Origin of the sequence: uncultured Allofournierella sp., from assembly GCA_944382705.1 — a bacterium.
Classification (GTDB): Bacteria; Bacillota; Clostridia; order Oscillospirales; family Ruminococcaceae; genus Allofournierella.
In genome coordinates this window covers 15561-36687 of the sequence record CALWNE010000044.1, presented here as the reverse complement: position 1 = coordinate 36687, position 21127 = coordinate 15561, and the positions used below count along the sequence as shown (strand labels likewise).

Annotated in this window: 19 protein-coding genes; 3 read left to right on the top strand and 16 right to left on the bottom strand. The window is 56.7% G+C overall.

The genetic code is table 11. The features are described from left to right. Positions 1-40: 40 nt before the first annotated feature. On the bottom strand, positions 41-583 hold the full coding sequence (locus ACH2EM_RS06525) for a stage V sporulation T C-terminal domain-containing protein (protein ID WP_395151330.1): 543 nt from the start codon (positions 581-583) through the stop codon (positions 41-43). A 170-nt stretch (positions 584-753) separates the two neighbouring features. On the opposite strand from ACH2EM_RS06525, the gene ACH2EM_RS06520 reads away from it, so the two are divergent. Together ACH2EM_RS06520 and ACH2EM_RS06515 are read left to right on the top strand one after the other, a co-directional pair. Beyond that, positions 754-1770 (top strand): SPFH domain-containing protein, encoded by a 1017-nt coding sequence (locus tag ACH2EM_RS06520; protein WP_395151329.1) that lies wholly within the window; start codon positions 754-756, stop codon positions 1768-1770. A 1-nt stretch (position 1771) separates the two neighbouring features. Then, a complete protein-coding gene (locus ACH2EM_RS06515; RefSeq protein ID WP_395151328.1) occupies positions 1772-1975 on the top strand; it encodes a PTS ascorbate transporter subunit IIC in 204 nt (67 codons plus the stop codon). A gap of 276 nt (positions 1976-2251) precedes the next feature. On the opposite strand, the gene ACH2EM_RS06510 is transcribed toward ACH2EM_RS06515, so the two are convergent. The 4 genes from ACH2EM_RS06510 to ACH2EM_RS06495 form a co-directional block, all read right to left on the bottom strand. After that, positions 2252-4012, bottom strand: coding sequence for an ABC transporter ATP-binding protein (locus tag ACH2EM_RS06510; RefSeq protein ID WP_395151327.1), 1761 nt, complete (start codon positions 4010-4012; stop codon positions 2252-2254). 145 nt (positions 4013-4157) lie between these two features. Continuing rightward, complete coding sequence (locus ACH2EM_RS06505; protein WP_395151326.1) at positions 4158-5735, bottom strand: GDSL-type esterase/lipase family protein; 1578 nt, start codon at positions 5733-5735, stop codon at positions 4158-4160. A 113-nt stretch (positions 5736-5848) separates the two neighbouring features. After that, a complete protein-coding gene (locus ACH2EM_RS06500; protein ID WP_395151325.1) occupies positions 5849-6763 on the bottom strand; it encodes a diacylglycerol/lipid kinase family protein in 915 nt (304 codons plus the stop codon). A 206-nt stretch (positions 6764-6969) separates the two neighbouring features. Then, entirely contained in the window at positions 6970-7545 is a 576-nt protein-coding gene (locus tag ACH2EM_RS06495; RefSeq protein ID WP_395151324.1) for an ECF transporter S component, read from the bottom strand. A gap of 148 nt (positions 7546-7693) precedes the next feature. On the opposite strand from ACH2EM_RS06495, the gene ACH2EM_RS06490 reads away from it, so the two are divergent. Continuing rightward, complete coding sequence (locus ACH2EM_RS06490) at positions 7694-9079, top strand: PLP-dependent aminotransferase family protein (RefSeq protein ID WP_395151323.1); 1386 nt, start codon at positions 7694-7696, stop codon at positions 9077-9079. A gap of 109 nt (positions 9080-9188) precedes the next feature. Here the strand turns inward: ACH2EM_RS06490 and ACH2EM_RS06485 are convergent, their stop codons facing one another. The 11 genes from ACH2EM_RS06485 to ACH2EM_RS06435 all read right to left on the bottom strand — a co-directional run bounded on the left by ACH2EM_RS06485 (position 9189) and on the right by ACH2EM_RS06435 (position 20834). Further along, positions 9189-10121 carry an LCP family protein gene (locus tag ACH2EM_RS06485; protein ID WP_395151322.1) on the bottom strand — a complete coding sequence of 311 codons (933 nt, stop codon included), beginning with the start codon at positions 10119-10121 and terminating at the stop codon, positions 9189-9191. A 368-nt stretch (positions 10122-10489) separates the two neighbouring features. Then, a complete protein-coding gene (locus ACH2EM_RS06480; protein ID WP_395151321.1) occupies positions 10490-11326 on the bottom strand; it encodes a putative RNA methyltransferase in 837 nt (278 codons plus the stop codon). Beyond that, complete coding sequence (locus ACH2EM_RS06475; protein WP_395151320.1) at positions 11323-13044, bottom strand: DEAD/DEAH box helicase; 1722 nt, start codon at positions 13042-13044, stop codon at positions 11323-11325. Before ACH2EM_RS06475 ends, ACH2EM_RS06480 begins: the two co-directional genes overlap by 4 nt. After that, positions 13041-14315 carry a DUF1015 family protein gene (locus ACH2EM_RS06470; RefSeq protein ID WP_395151319.1) on the bottom strand — a complete coding sequence of 425 codons (1275 nt, stop codon included), beginning with the start codon at positions 14313-14315 and terminating at the stop codon, positions 13041-13043. Before ACH2EM_RS06470 ends, ACH2EM_RS06475 begins: the two co-directional genes overlap by 4 nt. Next, positions 14312-15394: a putative glycoside hydrolase gene (locus ACH2EM_RS06465; protein ID WP_395151318.1), complete on the bottom strand. Its 1083-nt coding sequence runs from the start codon at positions 15392-15394 to the stop codon at positions 14312-14314. The genes ACH2EM_RS06470 and ACH2EM_RS06465 overlap by 4 nt, the downstream gene beginning before the upstream one ends. Before the next feature lie 51 nt (positions 15395-15445). Continuing rightward, a complete protein-coding gene (locus ACH2EM_RS06460; RefSeq protein WP_395151317.1) occupies positions 15446-16057 on the bottom strand; it encodes an Rnf-Nqr domain containing protein in 612 nt (203 codons plus the stop codon). Continuing rightward, entirely contained in the window at positions 16054-16710 is a 657-nt protein-coding gene (locus ACH2EM_RS06455) for an Rnf-Nqr domain containing protein (RefSeq protein ID WP_395151316.1), read from the bottom strand. Before ACH2EM_RS06455 ends, ACH2EM_RS06460 begins: the two co-directional genes overlap by 4 nt. Further along, positions 16700-17701, bottom strand: coding sequence for an RnfABCDGE type electron transport complex subunit D (locus ACH2EM_RS06450; RefSeq protein ID WP_395151315.1), 1002 nt, complete (start codon positions 17699-17701; stop codon positions 16700-16702). The genes ACH2EM_RS06455 and ACH2EM_RS06450 overlap by 11 nt, the downstream gene beginning before the upstream one ends. A gap of 40 nt (positions 17702-17741) precedes the next feature. Further along, positions 17742-18392 carry a ribulose-phosphate 3-epimerase gene (gene rpe, locus ACH2EM_RS06445; protein WP_395151314.1) on the bottom strand — a complete coding sequence of 217 codons (651 nt, stop codon included), beginning with the start codon at positions 18390-18392 and terminating at the stop codon, positions 17742-17744. A 268-nt stretch (positions 18393-18660) separates the two neighbouring features. After that, entirely contained in the window at positions 18661-20139 is a 1479-nt protein-coding gene (locus ACH2EM_RS06440; protein WP_395151313.1) for an ATP-binding protein, read from the bottom strand. Positions 20140-20144: 5 nt separating this feature from the next. Continuing rightward, positions 20145-20834, bottom strand: coding sequence for a response regulator transcription factor (locus ACH2EM_RS06435; RefSeq protein ID WP_395151312.1), 690 nt, complete (start codon positions 20832-20834; stop codon positions 20145-20147). Positions 20835-21127: the final 293 nt, after the last annotated feature.

Below are 21127 nucleotides of genomic sequence, written 5' to 3'. Positions count from 1 at the left end.
GCCAAAGAGGGGTGCCCGTGGGCCAAGGCATAAAAGCGTGTCAATCCTCCAGCTGCTTGGCCAAAAATCCCGCCGCCAGCTGTACCAAGGCCTGGCTTATCTGGTCTGGCTGGGCCTGCCTGTCCTCGGTCAGAAGGAGCACGGCACCCCCCACATCACCGCCTGCCAAAATGGGGCAGCCCACCAGAATGGACTTGTTGGCACCCTCGCAGGGATACAAACTTTCCTGACCGTCACCGTTGTGGCAATACATCTGCCGGCTGTTCATGATTTTCTCTACCGGCAGGCCGATGCGCTTTTCCAGGTAGAATTTGCATCCAGGGCCTGTGGCGGCCAGCACCGTTTCCTGGTCGCAGATTAGGGCAGGATGGCCCAGCTGTTTATAAAGCAGCTGGGTGTACTGGGCTGCAAAGTTAGCCATTTCCCCCATGGGGGAATATTTTTTAAAAATCACCTCACCATTTGCGGTAGTAAAAATCTCCAGCGGGTCACCCTCCCGGATGCGCTGGGTACGCCGTATCTCTTTGGGAATAACCACCCTTCCCAGATCATCAATGCGCCGCACAATGCCCGTTGCTTTCATATAAATCTCCCTTACCTTTTTACAGTAGTTTGTTTTCTGGTAGTATTCGCCACACATTCATGCTTTATACAAACGAAAAGCTTCTCTTTGTGTGATAAGTTGACAAGGGAGATTCTTTATGATATCATTTTAATATCACAAAACTCAATTTAGTAAGGAGGCATTTTATCATGACCGAAAAAGTATTATACAACAAAAAAAACGGCCTGGCTGCATTGTTGCTTATCAGCCTACTGTATCTGGCCGCTGTGGGTGCCATCATACTGGGAGCTTGTTCAATAGACGCCTATGGTTGTCAGCCGTTGAATGTGGCTCTGCTTGTCATTGGCATTGTTTGGGCATCTTTCGGCTGGATTCCCTTTTTAGGACTGAAGGTTCTCCAACCGCAGGAAGCATTAGTGCTCACCCTGTTCGGCAACTACATCGGCACACTGAAAGGGGAAGGCTTCTACTTTGTTAATCCATTCTGCGTGGGTATCAATCCTGCCGCAAAAACTCGCCTGAACCAAAGTGGCGATGTAACCGAACTGGCACAGAGTGTATCAAAAAACGAGTTGCAGATTGAACTCACAAACAAAAAGCTTTCCTTGAAAGTGATGACCCTGAACAACAACCGGCAAAAGATTAACGACTGTCTTGGCAACCCGGTGGAAATCAGCATCGCTGTTACCTGGCGCATTGTAGACACAGCAAAAGCAGTTTTTGATGTGGACAACTACAAGGCATTCCTTTCTCTTCAGTGCGACAGCGCACTGCGCAACATTGTACGCATCTATCCCTATGATGTTGCTCCCAATGTGGACACCACCGGAGATGGCATCGCAGACGACGGAAGCCTTCGCGGCTCCAGCGAGATTGTTGCCGCTCGCATCAAGGATGAGATTCAAAACAGGGTAAGCCAGGCAGGTCTGGAAATTTTGGATGCCCGTATCACTTATCTTGCCTATGCACCGGAAATTGCCGCCGCAATGCTTCAGCGTCAGCAGGCTTCTGCCATCATCGACGCTCGCAAAATGATTGTGGACGGCGCTGTTGGCATGGTGGAAATGGCTTTGGAGCGTTTGGGAGAAAATCAGGTCGTAACGCTGGATGAGGAGCGCAAAGCTGCTATGGTTTCCAATCTGTTGGTGGTTCTTTGCGGAAACCGTGACGCACAGCCGGTGGTAAATTCCGGCAGCCTTTACTGATATGGCCTCCGAGCAAAAAAAGCAGGTTCCTCTGCGTCTGTCTGCCAGCTTGTATGCAGCGATTGCGGCTTGGGCAGAGGACGATTTCCGTTCGGTGAACGGACAGATTGAGTATCTTCTCACCGAGTGTGTCCGCCAGCGCAAAAAAAACGGCAAGCCAACTCCCCAGGAGTTTGATATCCCACCCGACCTTGACCTCTCCTGATTTCTGGAATGTGCTTTCAAAGCAAGATACCCAGTTCCCACCATTTTAACAGATATTTTATGATGCAAATGCAAAACCGCCCCTGCACAAACACAGGGGCGGTTTTTTCATCTTTGATGCGCTCTACTAAAAAACGCTAGTCTGGTGCAAATTTTCACCCAATGCCTTTTAATCCGGCAGGGTCAGGCTGATTTTTCTAAGGCGGCGGAACACTGCTTTGTGCTCTGCGCTGCCACAGAGCTGCTTCGCCACAAGCAACCGCCCTCATCAAAGAACTTATACCCCAGCCTGCTCTACCATGCCGTTCCACAGTCGGTAGTAGGTGCCCTTTTTGGCCAGCAGCTCCTGATGGCTGCCCTCCTCCTCGATGCCTTCCTTGCCCAGTACCAAAATACGGTCTGCATTCTGGATGGTGGTCAAACGGTGGGCAATGGTAAGGGTGGTGCGGCCCTGGGCCAGCTGCTCCAGGCTGCGGCCCACCAGGATTTCGCTCTCGTTATCCAGTGCGCTGGTTGCCTCGTCCAAAATCAGGATGGGGGGATTTTTCAAAAATACACGGGCAATGGAAATGCGCTGCTTCTGGCCGCCAGAGAGTTTTACACCCCGCTCGCCCACATAGGTATCATAGCCATCCTTCAGCTGCATAATAAAATCATGGGCGCCGGCCAGCTTTGCTGCCTGAATCACTTCTTCTTTGGTGGCACCCACCTTGCCGTAGGCGATGTTCTCAAACACGCTGCCGCTGAACAGGTACACATCCTGCTGCACCACGCCAATGGCACTGCGCAGGCTCTTGATGGTAACACTGCGCACATCCTGGCCGTCCACCAGAATGCGGCCGTCGGTTACATCGTAAAAACGGGGAATCAGGTTGCACAGAGTGGTCTTTCCGCCGCCGGAAGGACCTACCAGAGCCACCTTTTCGCCGGCACGGATGCTCAGGTTCACATCCTTCAGCACCTGGTTGTGGTCGTCCGGGTACTCAAAGCTCACATGCTCCAGCCGAATGGAACCATCCTTCACCTGCAAGGGCTTTGCGTCCGGCTCATCAAAAATCTCCACATCTGCGTCCATGATTTCGCAAAAACGCTCGATGCCGGTCATGCCCCGCTGGAACTGCTCGGCAAATTCCACAATGCGGCGGATGGTGGCAATCAGGGTGCTTACATACAGCATATAAGCCACCATGTCGCCTGGGTCAATGAGGTTAAAGGCCAAAAACAGACCGCCGGCCACAATCACCACCAGATACATCAGGCCGTCAAACATACGGGTGCTGGTCTGGAATGCTGCCATATAGCGGTAGCTTCTTTTCTTGATGGCTTTGAAGGCGTCGTTGTCCTTGGCAAACTTCTCCTTTTCCAGCTCCTCGTTTGCAAAGGCTTTCACCACCCGCTCACCCAGCAGGCTGTCCTCAATGCGGGCGTTCAGCTCGCCAATCTGCACACGCTGTTCTCGGAAGGCGGCCCGCATCTTGCGGTTAATGGCAATAGACACCACGGCCATGAGGGGAACGCACAAAAACAGAATCAGGGTAAGTAACACGCTGGACTGGCACAGAATTACAAAGGACGCAGTAATTTTAATGCCTGCAATAAAAAATTCTTCCGGGCAGTGGTGGGCAAACTCGGTCACATCAAACAGGTCGTTGGTGATACGGCCCATAATCTGGCCCACTTTGGTGTTGGAATAGTAGGTATGCCCCAGCCGCTGAAGATGGGCAAAGGCATCCTTGCGCATATCGGTTTCCACATAAACGCCCATCACATGGCCCATGTTGGCCATGTAATAGTTGGCAGCGCCATCAATCAGGCGCAGCACCAGATACAGCAAGCCCAGCTGAAGCACTACCTGTACGGTAAGGCTTGCCGCATCGCTCAATGCGGTATTGGTAAGGTATCGCATAATCAGGGGCAGCACCATATCGCACAAGGTGGTAAGCGCTGCACAAACCAGGTCCAGCAGCATGATGTGCCGGTACTTGCGCAGGTAGGGCCAGAACCGCCGGAACAAACCAGCCGATTTTGTTTTTTTCATGGTATTTTTACTTCCTCCTTTTAAAACAGATTCCAATGCTTAAAGCCGCAAAACGCAAACCTCTTTTACAGCACACAAGACCTTTTGCCTTACGGCAAAAAGTCTTGTGCCAGCGTTTGGGTAAAACCGCCGGGAGCAATCAGCCTTACGGCTGTTGCTGCCCATCGGATTCGGTTGCTTGAGATTGGTCCACCGGAGGGACAGCGGTGGGTGCTGCTGTTGGGGCAGCGGTGGGAGCCTCCGTAGGCGCTGCCGTTGGGGTTGCCGTGGGGACAACCGTGGGGGCAACCGTGGGCGCCGCTGTGGCGGGAGCAGTCGCGGGGGGAGTCGCCGTGGGGCCAGTGGTGGGGGTGGGTACCGGCGTTGCGGCAGGTGCTGCCGTTGGGGTTGCGGTGGGGGTTGCTGCGGGGGCCTTGGTAGGTGTTGCACTGGGAGCCGCTGTGGGTGTGGCGCTGGCTTCCACTCGTTTGAAGTGTGCCTTCAACACCACACCATTTGCATCCGCATTGCCCGGCACTCTAAAGGTAAGCGTTTCGGCAGAGTTGCCGGTGCTGCCAATGGTAGCCGTCCAGTAATCAAATTCCCAGCCATCCTCTGCCTGGGCTACAATGGTGTCGCACAGCTCGCCCCGCAGCACCAGCTGGGTGGTTTTGCCCTTAATGGAACCACCTTCGCCTGCTGTAAATTCCACGGGAACTTTTTTGCCCAGAGAATTTGTCTCCTCGTCCTCATCCTCATCGTCGGAGCCACGCACCGCAATGGGGTCCTTTTCAATCAGGTTGGGGGTTACCCCCTTTACCGCAGGAATTTCATTGAGCGGTTTGGGCCGGCGATCCTCGGTAATATATGCATGGGTGCGGATGTAGTCAAACAAAGCCCGCACACCCGCCTGGCTCAGGTGTACCCCATCGCTGAGGGTGTAATCTGCTTTGGCCCAGCCGGTGGAAGAGTCCACCAGTGCCTCGCTGGTATCCAAAAATTTATAGCCATCCTCCTCGCACATCTGCGCCAGAGCAGCATTGAAGTTGTCTACCTTTTCCATGGTAAGGGCGGTATTGCTGCGTTGCTGATCCAGCGGGGGAACTGCACACACAATGATATCGGCATAGGGGTATGCTTCTTCAATGGCATACAGTCCATCCCGATAATTGGAAATGTAATCGGTGGTATTCATGGACAGGTTGTTGGTGCCAAAACCAATGATAATCCGCCGGGGCTGCATGATTTTTACCGCTTCGGGGATGGTTACTGCCGAAGAACGGCCCACAAAGTTCTCGCACTTCAAGCTGTTGATTTGCTGCACGCCCATGCTTACCACACCAATGTTGTTGTCAATGGTGGTAAAGGGCGCGTCGCTGTCCTCCGGACCATACATCATGTACCGCATGGTGTTGGAGTCTCCAATGAACAGTGTCTCGTCCAGGTATTCCTGGCCAGCATCTTCGGTTTCGGGCAAAATGGTACCTGCATAGTCCGCAGCATTCAGCTTTTCCAGCATGTTATAGTACTGGTCCTCGCCATCCTGCTCAGATTCCCACTGAGGTTGTTCCTCCAAAACAGCAGGCAGCTTGTCCTTTATCTCTGGAGTGCTCAAAACCACTGCGGATACCGCCAGAACAGCAAGCGCAATGCAGCCGCCCAGCAGGGCCGGCCGCACCCCCGGTGTGCCCAGCCACTTTTTCAGCCCTTTCGGCTCCGAAGAAGAATTCGGTTGATTTGTCACGATTCTTTCACCTTTCTTTTGTTTCAAGAAGCGAACTCATCTTTTATAGTACACCATCCAGAACGCTGCTGTAAACGGTTTTCACCACATTTTGGGCATTTTCCTCTGTTTTTTCACTCTTTTAAGGCCGCTGTATCCCCGTTCAGCAAAAGAAGTTTCCCTGGCAGCACTTCCAATTCCACCTGGGTTACCATAGGGCCTTCCTCGCCATCCAGGGTCCAGCTGGTGGGCTGTTCAAACCAAACTTTCACCTTGCCGGCCGCTAGGCGATGAACCAGGTCTTCGTTTCGCCGCTGGTTCAGCAAACTGCCTGCCAGCTGATGCATCTCCAGCAGGGTCTGCGGCTTACGAATGAGCATCAGCTCAAACATTCCATCATCCATGCGCACCTGCTCTGCATCCGGCACCGTCATGCCGCCGATGGCACGGGCATTGCTCAGCGAGCCATACCAAAACTCTCCTTCCAGCACCTGACCATCTGCTTCCACACGGGCTTTCCAGCCTTTGGAGATATCCAGTGTGCGAATTCCCTCCATCACATAAGCCATGTGCCCCATCAGATTTTTGCTGCCCTGCGGGGTCTGGTAAGAAACCTCTGTAAACATACCAAAGGCCGCCACATAACAAAAATACTGTTTTCCAAAGCGTCCCAAATCCAGCTTGCTGGGCTGCATCCGTCCAATGGCAGCACAGTTTTTTGCCAGTTCCGGTGAAATCTGTACGGAGGCCGCAAAATCATTGGTGGACCCAAAAGGCAGATACCCCACCGGAAGCTGGCCCCCAAGCTCCATAAGCTGCTGCACCGTGTGATGGAGGGTGCCGTCTCCGCCGCAGCACACCACTCCATCCATCCGGTTGGCCAGCTGTGCCAAAGTATCCTGGGCCAAAGTCTGCCCCGGCAAAATCGGGCAGGCCGTCACCACGCATCCCTCTTTGGAAAGGCCGGTAATAATTCCTTCCAATTCCTGCGCCACTCGGCGCTTGCCCGCCGCCGGGTTATACAACAGCAAAACCGATGCCTTTTTCATGGGTATGCCTCCTTTTTGTACGTTCATCAGATTGTTATCGCCTTTATTATAAACATACCTGCACAAAAAGAAAGGGATTATTTGTAAACTTTGCACTGCAGCGCATCTACAAACTCTTTGTCCACCCGGTTTAGGCACGCAGCGCACAAAACCCCGGAGGGAGCAAACTCCCTCCGGGGCCTTGGCTAGGTTATCCAAAGTAACAATCAGCTGTTTTTGCCGGTTAGCTGCTGGCGAAACAGTCCCGCCTTTTGCAGCGCAGGCCGCAGCGCTGCTGCCAACAGCACAGCCACAACGGTGCCCACCGCTGCATTCACCAGGCTGCTGGCCAGCTTGGTAACCAGCTGCACCTGCACTGCCTGAAGGGCCTGTCCCTCTATGTAGTACTTTATAATAAAGTTCTTGCCCATGTACAGTCCCACATAGGCCAGGGTACCCAGAGCAGCCCCTGCAATATCCCATCCCTTTTGGGTGCTGCCGCCTTTGCCCTGGCGAGCCAGCAAACCAGCCAAAAAGCCGATGGCAAACTTGGTCAAAAAGGTAATCCAGCTTTCCGCAATGTAAAGAGGATTGGTAAAATCAAACAGCATACTGCCCATGCCGCTGGCAAAGCCCCCCAGCCAGGGCCCAAACAGCAGGCCGGTCAGTGCGCAGAATCCATTGCCCAGATGCACCCGGCTCACATCTCCAATGGGAATCTGCATCCAGCTAGATACAAACACCAGAGCGCTCATTAAACCAAATACGGCTAATTTTTGTACATTCCAACGGTTGTTTTTCATGATTTTAACCCCTCCTGCCGGATTGAATTTTAGTTCCCGATCTCTTTACTTTTTCCGGCGTCTATGGTTTTATTATAGCCAGTACTGAACTCATTGTAATATCCAGAATACATATTTTTTATGGGGTCAGTTTTAGGGAGGTTTGCAGATGCTTCAACTTTCATTTCAACCGCAGCCCGGCAGCGGGCCGCTGTACGAGCAGCTCTACCGGGCCATTGTGTCCCAAATTCGCCTGGGCCAGCTGTCGCCGGGAGAAAAACTGCCCGGCAAGCGCAGCCTGGCCCAAACTCTTTCGATGAGTGTAAACACGGTGGATACCGCCTACCAGCTGCTTACCGCAGAAGGCTATCTGGATGTGCGGCCCCGTTCCGGCTACTATGTGCAGGCCTGCCAGGGGCCAGTGGCCGCCAGCCTTACCAGCCGCACCGCCTCCGCTCCTGCAACGGAAGCACCGGCCTACGCCTTCGACCTTTCCACCGGCGGCATTGATACCGGGCTGTTTCCCTTTCGCACCTGGGGACGCATCCAAAAGGAGCTGCTTTATTCTCAGCCCCAATTACTGGACCGGGGGCACCCCCAGGGAGATGAGGATTTACGGTGTGCCATTGCGGACTATCTGCAAGCCTACCGGGGAGTGGACTGTACGCCCCAGCAGATTGTGGTGGGGGCCGGCGTGGAGTACCTTCTGGGCCTGCTGGCCCCACTGCTGCCCGCCAGGGCAGCTGTGGAGGATCCAGGCTACCGGCGGGTACACCATATTCTTGCCAACAGCGGGCTGGACTGTGTGCCCGCAGCCATCGACGGCCAGGGACTGAACCCCGCAGCGTTGGAGGGCACCGGTGCGGATCTTGTGTACATTACTCCCAGCCACCAGTTCCCCACCGGGGCGGTGCTGCCCGCCAGCCGCCGGGCGGCTTTGCTGCAATGGGCGGCCCAAAAGCCTGGCCGCTACCTCATCGAGGACGATTACGACTCGGAATTTCGGTTTGAACTGCGCCCCCTTCCCAGCTTGCAGGGTATGGCGGGCAGCAATGGGCCGGTGGTGTATCTCTCCACCTTTTCCCGCAGTTTGGCCCCCAGCATTCGTATCGCCTGTATGGTGCTGCCCCAGTCCCTTATGCCAGCGTTCCAGCACCACTATGGGCAGTACTCCTCCACGGTCAGCCGGTTTGAGCAGCAAACCCTCCGGGTGTTTTTGCAGCAGGGCCATTTTGCCCGGCATCTCGCCCGGTGCCGCAACCGGTACCGGGTACGGATGCAAACCCTTACCGAAGGGCTGCAATCCCGCTTTCCCGGCCGGGTGCACTTATGGGGCCAGCATACAGGGCTTCACTTTTTAATGCAGCTGCAAGGCTCCGCCTCGGAACAGCAGCTTGTGGCCCAGGCACGGTTGGCAGGGGTTCGCTTACAAGGCCTTTCCAGTTATTCGGTGCAGGCTTCGGTACCGCCCAGCACGCTGGTCATGGGCTACGGCAGCCTGCCAGACGAGCAGATTCCCGCACTTTGCAGCACCTTGGGTCAGGTGTGGGGCTAACACGCCCCAGTGCGTGTTGCGCCAACCTGTTCGCCCATTGCCCTTCTGGCCCGAACCTTGCCGGTACACAACTTGCCTCCCAACGCAGCGTTGAGAGGCAGTTTCTCTATCATCCCAGCGCACCTGCCGGGGGGCCAATTTGGGGTACAGGGGTGGCTGTGGGCTGCTCCTCCTGCTCCTGATTCTGGCTTGGCTCCTGAGCAGCTTCGGATTGGGCAGCTTCAGGCTGGGCTGTTTCGGGCTGCTGGTCCTGCTGAACCTCCGCTTCCTGCTGATTTTGCACCTTGAACCAGCTGCGGGCAAAGGTCACGGTTTCCTGGGTGGGAACAAACCGGTCCTCCTCCGGCTGGTAACGGCCAGGCAGACCCTGGCTGTCCACGGTGGTGCCTTCCCCCAGCCAGCCCAGAATTTTTTGCAGCTCATATAAATCCGTTACCGTCAAGTCCGTTAGCAGGCGGGCCATCTCTCCCTGCAAGCCCTGTGGCAGGCTTACCTTCATCTGCTGGGGCTGCTGGCGGAGGGCTGCATCCCATATGGCCGCCCGCAAACGAGCCAGGCGAACTGGAGGCAGATTGAGCTTTTCCAGCACCTCGTGGGCCTGCATAGGTGTCAGGCTGAGCACCGGGTCCCCCAGCAAGCCCAGCTGCTCCTGCTCGTCCGCTTCCAACAAGCCGGTAAGATTTACCCGCATAGGCTCCATCCCCTGCCACACCTGTTCCAGGCTTTGGGTGGTAATGGCCAGGTAGTGGTCAATCTGGATGTTCAGGGTTTGGCCCAGCAGTTCCGCTGCCCGGCCAGGCCCTGCGGCGGCGTAGCTATCCTGCAGCAGCAGCGGGCCGGTGGGGCCGGTCACCTGGGTTTGGGCCGGTACGGCGCAGATTTTGATTTGCTGCTCCAACGGGTTCAGGCGTATCAGCACAAAAGCGGGCTGTTCTGCCGCCACCGTCACCAAAAGGGTGTAGTCCTGGTCCTGGGTAGGCTGCTGAATGGGAATTCCCCCCTGCTGAGCCTGCACAGGGGTCTGCTTTTGTTTTTGGTACATCCCGTAAAGCCAAAACCCTAAAATAATGGGCACAAGGAGTGCTGCCGTTAACAAAAACGAAAGCCAAAAGGCCTTTCCTCCGCTGAGCGATTTCACAATGCCATTGCTCCCTTCCTTGCTTTATCCCCTTCAGCTTGGGCAGAAAACGGCAGATTTATGCAGCCATCGAGAGCCAACCCACCCGCAGAAAGTGGCACCTGTAAAAAAGATGCCGCCCACCCGGCCTGCTGCGGCTTCTCTTTTTTCGCTTTAAGCAACCAGGCAAAACAAAAAGCATCCCTTGCACCATCCGGGCCGGCTTGCCGGGCGGTTGTGCAAAGGATGCTTTTTTGTGTTGAACATCAGGTGTATCAAAAATCCGAACGGGGTTACGCCTCTTTTTGGTACACCAAAAACCGGAATCCAATGGGGGTGGTCAGCTGTGCGCACTGGGCCAGCCGCTGGCTGCCCTCCAGGGGAGTTTTCCAGTAATAGGGGGTCATGGCGAACAAATCCTGCACCGCCTGCCCGGTAAGGGTAATGGTATCCTCCACCGTATGCTCTGCCACCAGGGTAAACCCTTCGTACTCCACCTGCTGCTGGGGATTGGCATAGGGGGTTTGGTAGAGCACCTCTTTTAATCCCATCAGGTGCTGCGGGGTAGGCACTGCGTACACCAGCCAGCCACCGGGGCGCAGACAACGCAGGAACTCCTGCCCTGCAAAGGGCGAAAACACATTTAAAATTACATCGGCCCATTGCTGCTGCAACGGAATGGCAAAGCTGCTGGCCACTGCAAACTGGGCCTGGGGCAGCCCCCTGCGGGCTGCCAGCCGCACCGCCGCTTTGGAAATATCAAACCCTGCAAGCTGATAGTCCCTGTTCTGACTGCACAAGGCCTGGCATACCTGCTGGGCATACCAGCCTTCGCCACAGCCTGCATCCAGCAGATGAAGCGGCCCCGGCTTCTGATTGGCCAGCTGAACCATCTGCTGGCCCAGAGCCTTGCCAAAGGCCTGGTATGCGCCGCCTTCCAGCAGCCGATGCCGGGCCTGTACCATCTCCTTGCTGTCTCCCGGTGCCTTGGTGCGCATCCGGCTGGCCAGCAGCAGATTTACATAGCCTTCCTTGGCTCCATCAAAGCTGTGCCCCTTACCGCAGCGCAGCCCACCCGGCTGCTGGTGCAGGGGCTGGCCGCACACCGGGCAGCTCCACAAGGGGTTCATTCTTCTCCCTCGCTGGATGCAGCTTCCCCAAAGCCGCCCCGGCTTTTCATGTACTCCTCAAAACTGGCAAACTTCTGGGCTGGGGGCTTGCGGGTAATTAACAGCAAACCGGGGTCCTCGTCCCGCTGAGGGGCAGCCTGGCTGCGGCTGCGCTCGCTTCGCTCGCTGCGGGCCTTCGGGGCAGACGGCTGTTCGCTGCGGGCTGCACTGCGGCCATTCCGGCCACTGCGGCCAGCGGCAGCTTTGGCAGCCTGCTGCTTTTCCTGCTTGGGAGCAGCTTCCTTTTGAGCAGCCTTTGCAGGCTGTTTTTCCTGTTTTTTGCCTTTGCCTTCCAGCTGATTCTGGGAGGCTGTTTGCTGGGCTGCATTTTCCGCTGCCTTGCCCTGGGCCCGACGGCGACGGCGGCGGCGCTTTGCGCTGGCGGTGAGGGGTTGGTTGTTCTTTTCCTCCACGATGGTCTCCTCCAAACTTTTATCGTTGGGCTTGTTGGCTTGCTTGGCGGGTGCGTCCGGCTTGGCAGGCCGCTCCCGCTTTTTGCCAGGCTTCCTGGTCTGGCTGGAATCGGATTTTTTCGGGGCCTCCGGCCGTTGGGTCTGGCAGGGCCCATCCACCGTAAACACCGGGATTTTACGCCGGTTCAGTTTTTCGATGCCTGCCAGATACTCCCGCTCCTCCGGGCTGCAAAAGCTGATGGCAATGCCCTCTGCCCCCGCCCGGCCGGTACGACCAATGCGGTGCACATAGGTTTCCGGCACTTCCGGCAGGTCAAAGTTGAATACATAGGGCAGCTCGCTGATGTCGATGCCACGGGCGGCAATGTCGGTGGCTACCAAGGCCCGTATCTTGCCGGTTTTAAAGCTTTCCAAAGCCGCCACACGGGCACTTTGGCTCTTGTTGCCATGGATAGCCGCCGCCGGAACCCCCTGCTTGCTTAAAAAGGCAGCAATGGCGTTGGCGCCATGCTTGGTTCGGCTGAACACCAGGGCACTGGTCACATCCGGGTTTGCCAGCAGACGAGCCAGCAGCTGCTTTTTGCCGGGTTTGTCCACATAATACAGCCGCTGTTCAATCCGGTCTACCGTGCTGCTTACCGGGTCCACCTTTACGCTCACAGGCTTTTTTAAAATACTGCCTGCCAGCTGCTCAATCTCCTTGGGCATGGTGGCGCTGAACAACAGGTTCTGCCGCTGGCTGGGCAGGTGCCGAATCACCTTCTTCACATCCTGCACAAAGCCCATATCCAGCATCCGGTCTGCCTCATCCAGCACAAACACCTCCAACCGGCTCAAATCCACATGGCCCTGGTTAATCAGGTCGTTTAGCCGGCCAGGGCAGGCGGTAAGTACATCGGTTCCCCGGCGCAGGGCCTCCACCTGGGGCTGCTGGCCCACACCGCCAAACACCACACAGTGGCGCACATTCAGGTATCGGCCATAGCGGTCAAAACAGTCGTCAATCTGTAAAGCCAATTCCCGGGTGGGGGTCAAAATCAAAGCCCGCACTCCCTTGTGCGAAGGATGACTGGCCACCATCCGCTGCAAAATCGGCAGGGCAAAGGCTGCTGTTTTTCCGGTTCCCGTCTGGGCGCAGCCCAGCAAATCGTGGCCTTGCAGCACCGGGGGAATTGCCTTGGCCTGAATGGGCGAAGGTTTTTGGTAGCCCTGTTCCTCCACTGCCCGCAGCAGGGGACGAACCAGGTTTAACTCGCTAAAATTCATAGGTCTTTATCTCTACTCTCTCCTGCAATCAATCGGCATTCCAATTCAAAACGGCTTTCCGCCATGGCAAAGGGGGCAAAACTGCCTGCGGGCAAAATCCCCTCTGCCGCCAGCCCCATAAACAAGTCCGGGCCGGTGCATTCCAACAAAATGCCGCTTACCCCATCGGCAGCCAGTTCCCGCAGCTGGCTTTCCTGGGCCAGCCGGTCGGTGCTGCACATGGGGTTTGTGGATAAATATTCCTGCAAAAACGCCTCTGCCAGGCAAACGCCCGGCACGGGAGCTTTGGCTTTGAGCCAGAGGGTGCGTTCCCACCGGCCATACACCAGGGTAAGGCGGGCCGCCCCCGGCTGGGGGCTTTGTGTAAGGGCAATCCCCTGGCGAACACACCACTGTTCCAGCTGGGCCAGCAGGGGCAGTCCCTGTACCCCCATCACCAGCCGATGCAGCGGCGCAATTCCCGCCGCCGGGTGGTCGGCACAGCCAACCTCTGCCAGGCAGAACCGGGCGGGATGGTCCGGCTGTGCCCTTTCCTCTTTGCGGAGCATCCAATCCACCTTGGCCCCAGCCAGGGCACACTGGCCTTCCACTGCAATCATCAGGGGCACACCATCGCTTTGCGGTGCAAAAAGCCGGGCCAGCTGGTCCAGCAGCTGGGGCTGGTTCACCTGCCAGGCTCGCACTGTTCCGCCGCCACTGCCCAAACGGCCCTCATACAGGCAGGGCTGCTTTTTGCAGACTGCCTGTATCGGCTCAAACAAATCCTCGCTGGGCAGGTTGGCCAACAGGCGCACCGGGGAAGTTTCCATCAGGGCGGTTTCCCGCAGCTGGGCACGGGGCAGCACCTGTTGAGCACTCAGGGGCTGTGGCTGGCGTACCGGACAGCTGCTGCCTGGCTCAAAGCTGTACTGCTCCAAATCCACCAGACCCACAAGGCCCGGTCTGCACTGGCCATCCGGCAAGGTTCGCTCCAGATATACAAAGCCAGTTTCCAGCGCCCGCATTCCGGGCAGCTGCTGTTCCATGGCTGTTTGAGCTGCCTGCCAGCGGCTTTGGGTATCCACCCGGTGGAGCAATGCCTGGGGCAGCTGCATTGCCCGCAAGCTGGGTCCGCTGCTGCTCTCCAGCTCCTGCCAGGCTTCCAGGTTCCAATCCGCAGCCTCCGCCGCCGGGCTGGCCCAGCCCTCTATCCCTTGGCCAGGCCCCGGCAACAGGAGCGGCCCCGGCACAAAGCAGGGGCCGCTGATGGCTTGTTGTTGGGGACGGCTCATCCCTGCACCGCCTGTACGGTAAAGGTCTGGCCGCTCTGTACGCCCAGGTACTGGCTGGCAGCCGCTTTGGCCGCCTCCAGCTGAGCATTCTCCTCCTCGGTCAGGCTCTGGGAAGCCTGCACTGCCAGCTTGTGGATTCCCAGCTGGGCCACGGGGCCGCCGGTGAGGGTTTCGTTGGCGCCGCTGGCAACCTCCAGCGGGTACACAATCCAGCAATCATCCTGCTGCTGCCACTGGTCAATGAGGGCAGCCAGCCGCTGCTGCTCGCTTACGCCGTTGGTGCCGCCATAGTTGGCCTGATTGCGGCCTGCCGGTGTGGGGAACTGCACCCCGCTGAGCCAGATTTTCTGGTAGCCCATGGAGCGGGCTTCGTTCATCAGGTCCGTGATATACTGCACTGCCAGCTCGGAATAAGGATTCAGCCAGGGCTTACCGCCAGACTCCAAGGCTGCATCCAGCCAGAGATACTCGGTATCCTGGTACATCACCGCCATGGCACGATTGGCACCTGCCGCAATGGGATCACGGAATGCACAGATGCCAGCTACCGGTACAATGCCCTGCTGCTGCAAGGCCTGGGCCACTGCCGCAGCGTCAAATCCGCCCTGTACCAAGCCGGCAGCCGCTGCCTCCACGCCGGAGTTGTAATACACATTGCCTGCGGCATCCTTCAAGGTTACCACTGCATAGCCCACGCCCTGGCTTGCCAGCTCACTGGCAAGGGCGGCGGGGTCCGCCAGCTGGCTGCTGTCCACAAAGGCCCAGCTGCCCTGGGTCAAATCCTCCCCAGGCTGTTCTGTGGGCTGGGCGCTCGGTTCGGTTTGTTCCGGCTGGGAGCCAGGCTGCTCGGGCTGGCTGGTGCCGGTTTGGGAATTGGGGGTCGAAGTTTCAGAAGGTTCGGTAGCCAGGCTGTGCCATGCATTGCTGCCCAGCTGTACCAGAGCCGGGCCTGCAAACCAGCCCAGGGCAAACAGCAAAACAATACCGCCCACCGCTGCCAGCACCCGCATGGCGCGCTGACGGCCGCTATAAAAGCTGCGCCGGTAACGCTTAACCTTACCCATGTTCTTTTTTGCCATAAAGAAAGCCGCCTTTCTCTCCCCGCCTGGCTGGCCGGGAGCCATTGCATTTTAACCGATGGAAATCCGGTGCCCGGTAAAGCCGTAGATGGCCAGGGCCAGAATTCCGATATAAATCAGGGTAATGGGCAGCCCCCTGAAGCTGGCGGGCACATTGGCATCCCGCATCTTGCGCTGACCTTCGCTCACCACCAGTACAGCAGCCAGGTATCCCACGCCGCTGCCCAATGCAAAACCCATGGTTTCCAGCAGGGTAAAGCTTTGGGTGGTGGTAATCAGCAGCAGGCCCAGCACCGCTGTGTTAAAGGTGGCCATGGGCAGCACTGCTACCACAGGCTTGGCCCGCTCTTTCAGCACCGCAAGCACCAGCACCAGCACTACAAAAAAAGCCACCGTGCTGCACAGCAAAAACGCCAGGGGCCGCACTGCTCCCCGCCAGGAAAGGGGCAGCAGCAGCTGATTCACACCATAGGCCAGGGGCGCACTCAGCAGCTGAATCAAGCACAGCAGACCTCCAAACACCAGGGTGTCCACCGTGGGGTCATCCACCAGTTTTACCAGGCGGGAAACGCCCATTGCACGGCTGAACACAGCATTTTCCGCAAATACAGCGGCAACGGCATACACAAAAAACACGCCAACAGCTTGCATTACTTCCATCATAAGCCCCGCTTTGCCTCCGCATGCACATAGTTCTTGTAGGCTCGCACGCCGCCCCGCCAAAGTGCGCATACCACACCCAGCAGGATAAACCCGCCCGCAGGCAGGTTCGCCATGGGCAGCAGGGGGAACTTGAGCTTGGGCAGCACCGTGCCAAACAAGGCCGTTACCGCCATAATTTCCCGCATACAGCCCATGAGCATTAGCACCAGCACATAACCAAGGCTGGTACGGATGCCTTTTTTAAGGGCCACAGTAATTTTTTCCGGCTGCAAGCGCTCGTACCGTTTAATAATCAGCGGCTCCACCACCAGCATGGGCAGATAAACACCCAGCTGGAGAATTTCCACATCAAATATTCCTCTCAGTATAAAATATACCGGGATATACAAAATTGCGCTAACCCCGCAGTACAGCAACGCCCGAAAACGGTACTTTCCTGCCCGGTTCAGTGCTGCGGCCAGCACCCGGGTGGGGGTGAGCAAAAGCAGCACTGCCACGCTGAGCATCAAAGCGTTGCGGCCGTTGCTGGCAGCCACCACCAGCGGAGCCAGGCCCATCCCCTGCATAATGACCGGGTTATTAAGCAGAATTCGATCTCTGCGGGCAATGCGGCTCATATTTTCCGAAAGGTATTGGGCTTTTTTAATATTCACGGCGCACAACCCCCTTTCGGTTCATCGCCTTGCATACAGTGCGGTCGATCCAGCCGGATACAGCATTCACAGCCAGCATTGCAAAGCAGACGCCCACCTCATAGTTGCCATAGTAGCGGAACATCATGGTCATAAAGCCCAGCAGGATGCTGTACAAGGCACAGGACACCGGATTTTTGGGCACCGTGATGGGGTCTGCCAGCAGATACACCGCTGCAAACACCATGCCGCCGCCGCAGATTTCATACTTCACCACAGCCAGCCGGTCTGCCAGATGCACCCAGGGTGCACTCATGGCCGGAATATCGCCCAGCCGAGGGGCCAAAAAGGCCACCAGGGCGCAGGTGAGCAAAAAGCATACCGGTGCCAGCAGGTTCAGCCGGCGGCGGTTCCACAAAAACAAAGCACAGGCCAGAATCACCAGCAACGCGGTAAGGCCCATGGGCCCCGCATAGTTGCCCAGCAGCAGCTCCATGCTGTCCAGGGTGGGCAGGCCGCCAGTTTTGAGGGTATACAGAGGCGACTCCACCAATGCCCCGGCAATTGTATCCACCTGTACCACAGGCACTGCGGTAAAAGGCTGGGGATAACGGAACATCTGGTCGGGCCAGTTTACCGCCGCCACCACATAGCCCACAGCGGTGGGATGGAACGGATAGGCTCCGTAACCGCCAAAGGCTTCCTTGCCCAGAATTACCGCTGCAATGGACCCCACCACTACCACATAATAGCTGGCACTGGCCGGAATCATAAGGGCAAACATAACGGCAAAGGCTTCGCTGCTCCACTCATTTTTATCGTAAGGCATCCGCCGCAGCAGTGCGGCAAGCCGGTCGCACAGGTTGGCGGTCAAAAAGGCGGTCAGGCACATAATAGCCGGACGCACCCCATAAAAGAACATGGCCATAGCCAGCAAGGGCAGGCACATGAACAGCAGGTCTGCGTGTACACCCCGGTCCCGCTGCATCAGGGCTTGTTGTTTCTCGTTCAAGCAGATGGCTCCCTTCTTTTGTACCATTATGCCGCCGGGCTTACAAAGCTCGCAAGCCTTCCACCGCAGCAGCCAGGTCCGGCTTGCCAAACACAGCGCTGCCTGCCACCAGCAGGTTTGCACCGGCTTCCACGCACAGGGGGCCGGTGGTCTGGTCCACGCCGCCGTCTACCTCCAGCCAGGGATTCAGCCCCCGTGCCTGGCACTCGCTGTGCAAAAAGCGCAGCTTATCCAGCGCACTGGGCATAAATTTCTGGCCGCCAAACCCAGGCTCCACGCTCATCACCAGCACCAGATCCAGCTGGTCCAGGTAGGGCAGCAGCGCCTCGGCCGGGGTTCCGGGTTTGATGGAAAGGCCCGCCTTGCAGCCTGCTTTGTGGATGGCATCCAGGGTGGCCTGCACATCGCTTTCGCTCTCAAGGTGGAAGGTAATGCAGCCTGCACCCGCCTTGGCAAACGCCTCCACATAGTCCAGCGGATGGGTAATCATGAGATGGACATCAAAAAATGCTTCCGGCAACGCCTTGTGCAAACTTTGCAGCACCGGCACGCCAAAGCTCAGGTTGGGCACAAAATGGCCGTCCATTACATCAAAGTGCAGCATCTCAGCGCCCGCTTCCAGCACAGCACGGCACTGCTGGCCCAGGTTGGCAAAATCAGCGGATAAAATCGAAGGACTTAATTGGGTCATAGGTTTTCTCCCGTCGCATAAATTTCCCTGCCCGGCGCCTTCAGGGCAACCCGGGCAGAAGTTGCCAAAAGCTCTGGCCCCAACACTGGGGTCCAGAGCCGCTTTCTACTTGTTATCAATTCAAACCGGATTCTTTCCCCGCTCATTGGCGGGGCTATCCATTCTTTATTGTACCGTATCAGGCAGTAAAAATCAAATCAGGGGCGTTTTTTTCACCATCTGTACACGATTGCTTGTGCCCCAGGACGCCCCTAAAAAACAAACTCCCTCAGGCCTTTTTCTGGCCCGGCAACATCTTGCCTCGGGTGCCCGGTGCTTCGCAGGGAAGGGTAAAGCTGAACTGGCACCATTCGCCCTCCTTGCTTTCTGCCCAAATCTCACCGCCGCACCGGTTTACCAGCACCTTGCAGATGTGCAGTCCAAGGCCGCTGCCCTTGGTGTTCAGGCCCCTGCTCTTATCTTCTTTATAAAACCGGTCAAACACAAAGGGCAGCGCATCCTGGGCAATGCCCTGTCCGGAGTTGCGGATGGAAACCTTCACCTGGTTTCCGCTGCGCTGTACCCCAAATGCAATGGTTCCCCCTTCGGGGGTAAACTTGAGGGCATTGTCCACAATGTTGTACACCACCTGATACACCAGGTCGGGGTCTGCATACACCGTGGTATTCACAGGCTCCAGCCCCTCAATCTGTACCTTTTGCTGTTCAATGCGCTGCTCGGCGCTGAACACCACACCGGTAATGCTGTCCCATACATCGTAGCTCTGGGCATTCATCCGGTACTCCCCCGCCTCCAGCTTGGAGATATCCAGCATATTCTGAATCAGCCGGGTCAACCGGCCCACCTCCTGGCTCACCAGGCACAGATAATGCTGCTGAAGCTCCTGGGGAATGGTTCCGTCCAGCATACCGTCAATAAAGCCCTTAATGCTGGTCATGGGGGTGCGCAGCTCGTGGGCAATGTTGCCCATAAAGCTGGCCCGGGAGGAATCGATGGTTTCCAGGTTGTGGGCCATGTTGTTGAAGGTTTCTGCCAGCTGGGCCATCTCGCTGGTGCCGCTGGCCGGCACCGGCACCCGCACCCGGAAATCTCCGCTGCCAAACTTGCGGGCCGCCTCGCTGATGCGGCGCATGGGTGTGGTCAGAATGTTGGTGAACACAATGGTCAGCAGGCTGGCCGCCAGCATCATAAGCCCGGCACTGAGCACAAAGCCAGAAAACACATCGCCTATAAATTCGTTCAGACCCTGCACGGCGGTGCTGGCAAACACATAGCCAACCAGCTCATTGTTTTCGCCCATGTATACCGGCTGACCTGCGGTGTAGTAACGGTCCTCATACAGGCCAGCCAGGGTGCCTGCCTCAAAAAAACCATCCTGGCTGATGGTCTGCCGCAGCACGCTTTCTTTCACCTGGCCGCCCAGATATTTTTCCTGCCCGGTGGTAAGGGTCAGCACGCCCTGCTCATCGGTCACAAACAGAATGGTGCTGCTGGTGCGGCCAATCAGGTTCAAATCCTGCTGCAGCTGCTGGCACAGCAGCGCATCGGCAGACAAACCGCATACCGGGACCCCGCTCTCCAACAGCTCATTGCTGGCAATGGCCACCACCTCTGTCAGAGACTCCTCCTGCTGCTGTTTGAAATAGTTCATGGCCATGTACATTAAAATTAGGCTCATAAAGGCCGTACTCACCAGCAGCAGCACCGTGGTGGTCATAAAGTACATGGAACTGATGCTTTTGCGCATATCTCTCAGTCCTTTGCCTCAAACTTGTAGCCCACGCCCCACACGGTTTTCAGGCACCAGGCATCGCTGGCACCTTCCAGCTTTTCCCGCAGGCGTTTAATATGCACATCAATGGTGCGGGAATCACCATAATATTCAAAGCCCCACACCTCGTCCAGCAGCTGGTCACGGGTAAACACACGGTTGGGGTGCCCTGCAAGATAAGCCAGCAGCTCCAGCTCCTTGGGAGGTGCCTCCACCACCTGACCCTTTACCTTCAGTTCGTAGCGGCTCATATCCAGCGAAAGATTTTCAAACTGGATAATTCCATTGCTTTCCTGGCTGTCCGGGCTGCACCGGCGCAGCACCGCCTTAATGCGTGCCACCACCTCTTTTGTGTCAAAGGGCTTTACCACATAATCGTCTGCCCCCAGTTCCAGGCCCAGCACTTTATCAAAGGTTTCCCCCTTTGCGGTAAGCATAATCACCGGGGTATTGCTCTGGCCCCGAATGCGGCGGCATACCTCCCAGCCGTCCATGCGGGGCATCATTACATCCAGCAAAACCATGTCCGGCTTTTCCTTTTCAAACAAATCCAGGGCGGCTTGTCCGTCGTGGGCAATAAGTGTCTCGTAGCCCTCTTTTGCCAGGTACAGGCGCAAAAGTTCGCAGATATTCTGGTCGTCATCCACAATCAAGATTTTTTGGTTGGCCATGGTGGCACGCTCCTTACTTGTGTTTTAGCATTCTCTGCCGCCCTTTGGGCGGCAGTCTGGTGCAGGGGGTTTGCTTTATTATACGGTATAATTGTAAATAAAAAAAGAACCGTGTCAAATTCCACGGCGTATTGTGGCTCCTGCAGGCCCTATGGTCGGTGTTTTTCGTTGAAAACCCGGCCTGTTTATGCTATACTCTTTAGTTGCATCAAGCTTTTTTGCATCCAGCAAAGGTGGCTGCGTCTGGGCAGCCACCACAAAATAGACAGGCAATTTTACAGAAAGGCAGAACG

Bases quoted from the DNA above. Each gene is read 5' to 3' on its own strand.
- ACH2EM_RS06510 (WP_395151327.1), bottom strand. From the start codon at position 4,012: ATGAAAAAAACAAAATCGGCTGGTTTGTTCCGGCGGTTCTGGCCCTAC.
- rpe (WP_395151314.1), bottom strand. From the start codon at position 18,392: ATGACCCAATTAAGTCCTTCGATTTTATCCGCTGATTTTGCCAACCTG.
- ACH2EM_RS06460 (WP_395151317.1), bottom strand. From the start codon at position 16,057: ATGATGGAAGTAATGCAAGCTGTTGGCGTGTTTTTTGTGTATGCCGTT.
- ACH2EM_RS06490 (WP_395151323.1), top strand. From the start codon at position 7,694: ATGCTTCAACTTTCATTTCAACCGCAGCCCGGCAGCGGGCCGCTGTAC.
- ACH2EM_RS06485 (WP_395151322.1), bottom strand. From the start codon at position 10,121: ATGTACCAAAAACAAAAGCAGACCCCTGTGCAGGCTCAGCAGGGGGGA.
- ACH2EM_RS06475 (WP_395151320.1), bottom strand. From the start codon at position 13,044: ATGAATTTTAGCGAGTTAAACCTGGTTCGTCCCCTGCTGCGGGCAGTG.
- ACH2EM_RS06525 (WP_395151330.1), bottom strand. From the start codon at position 583: ATGAAAGCAACGGGCATTGTGCGGCGCATTGATGATCTGGGAAGGGTG.
- ACH2EM_RS06465 (WP_395151318.1), bottom strand. From the start codon at position 15,394: ATGGCAAAAAAGAACATGGGTAAGGTTAAGCGTTACCGGCGCAGCTTT.
- ACH2EM_RS06495 (WP_395151324.1), bottom strand. From the start codon at position 7,545: ATGAAAAACAACCGTTGGAATGTACAAAAATTAGCCGTATTTGGTTTA.
- ACH2EM_RS06480 (WP_395151321.1), bottom strand. From the start codon at position 11,326: ATGAACCCCTTGTGGAGCTGCCCGGTGTGCGGCCAGCCCCTGCACCAG.
- ACH2EM_RS06500 (WP_395151325.1), bottom strand. From the start codon at position 6,763: ATGAAAAAGGCATCGGTTTTGCTGTTGTATAACCCGGCGGCGGGCAAG.
- ACH2EM_RS06515 (WP_395151328.1), top strand. From the start codon at position 1,772: ATGGCCTCCGAGCAAAAAAAGCAGGTTCCTCTGCGTCTGTCTGCCAGC.
- ACH2EM_RS06520 (WP_395151329.1), top strand. From the start codon at position 754: ATGACCGAAAAAGTATTATACAACAAAAAAAACGGCCTGGCTGCATTG.
- ACH2EM_RS06435 (WP_395151312.1), bottom strand. From the start codon at position 20,834: ATGGCCAACCAAAAAATCTTGATTGTGGATGACGACCAGAATATCTGC.
- ACH2EM_RS06470 (WP_395151319.1), bottom strand. From the start codon at position 14,315: ATGAGCCGTCCCCAACAACAAGCCATCAGCGGCCCCTGCTTTGTGCCG.
- ACH2EM_RS06440 (WP_395151313.1), bottom strand. From the start codon at position 20,139: ATGCGCAAAAGCATCAGTTCCATGTACTTTATGACCACCACGGTGCTG.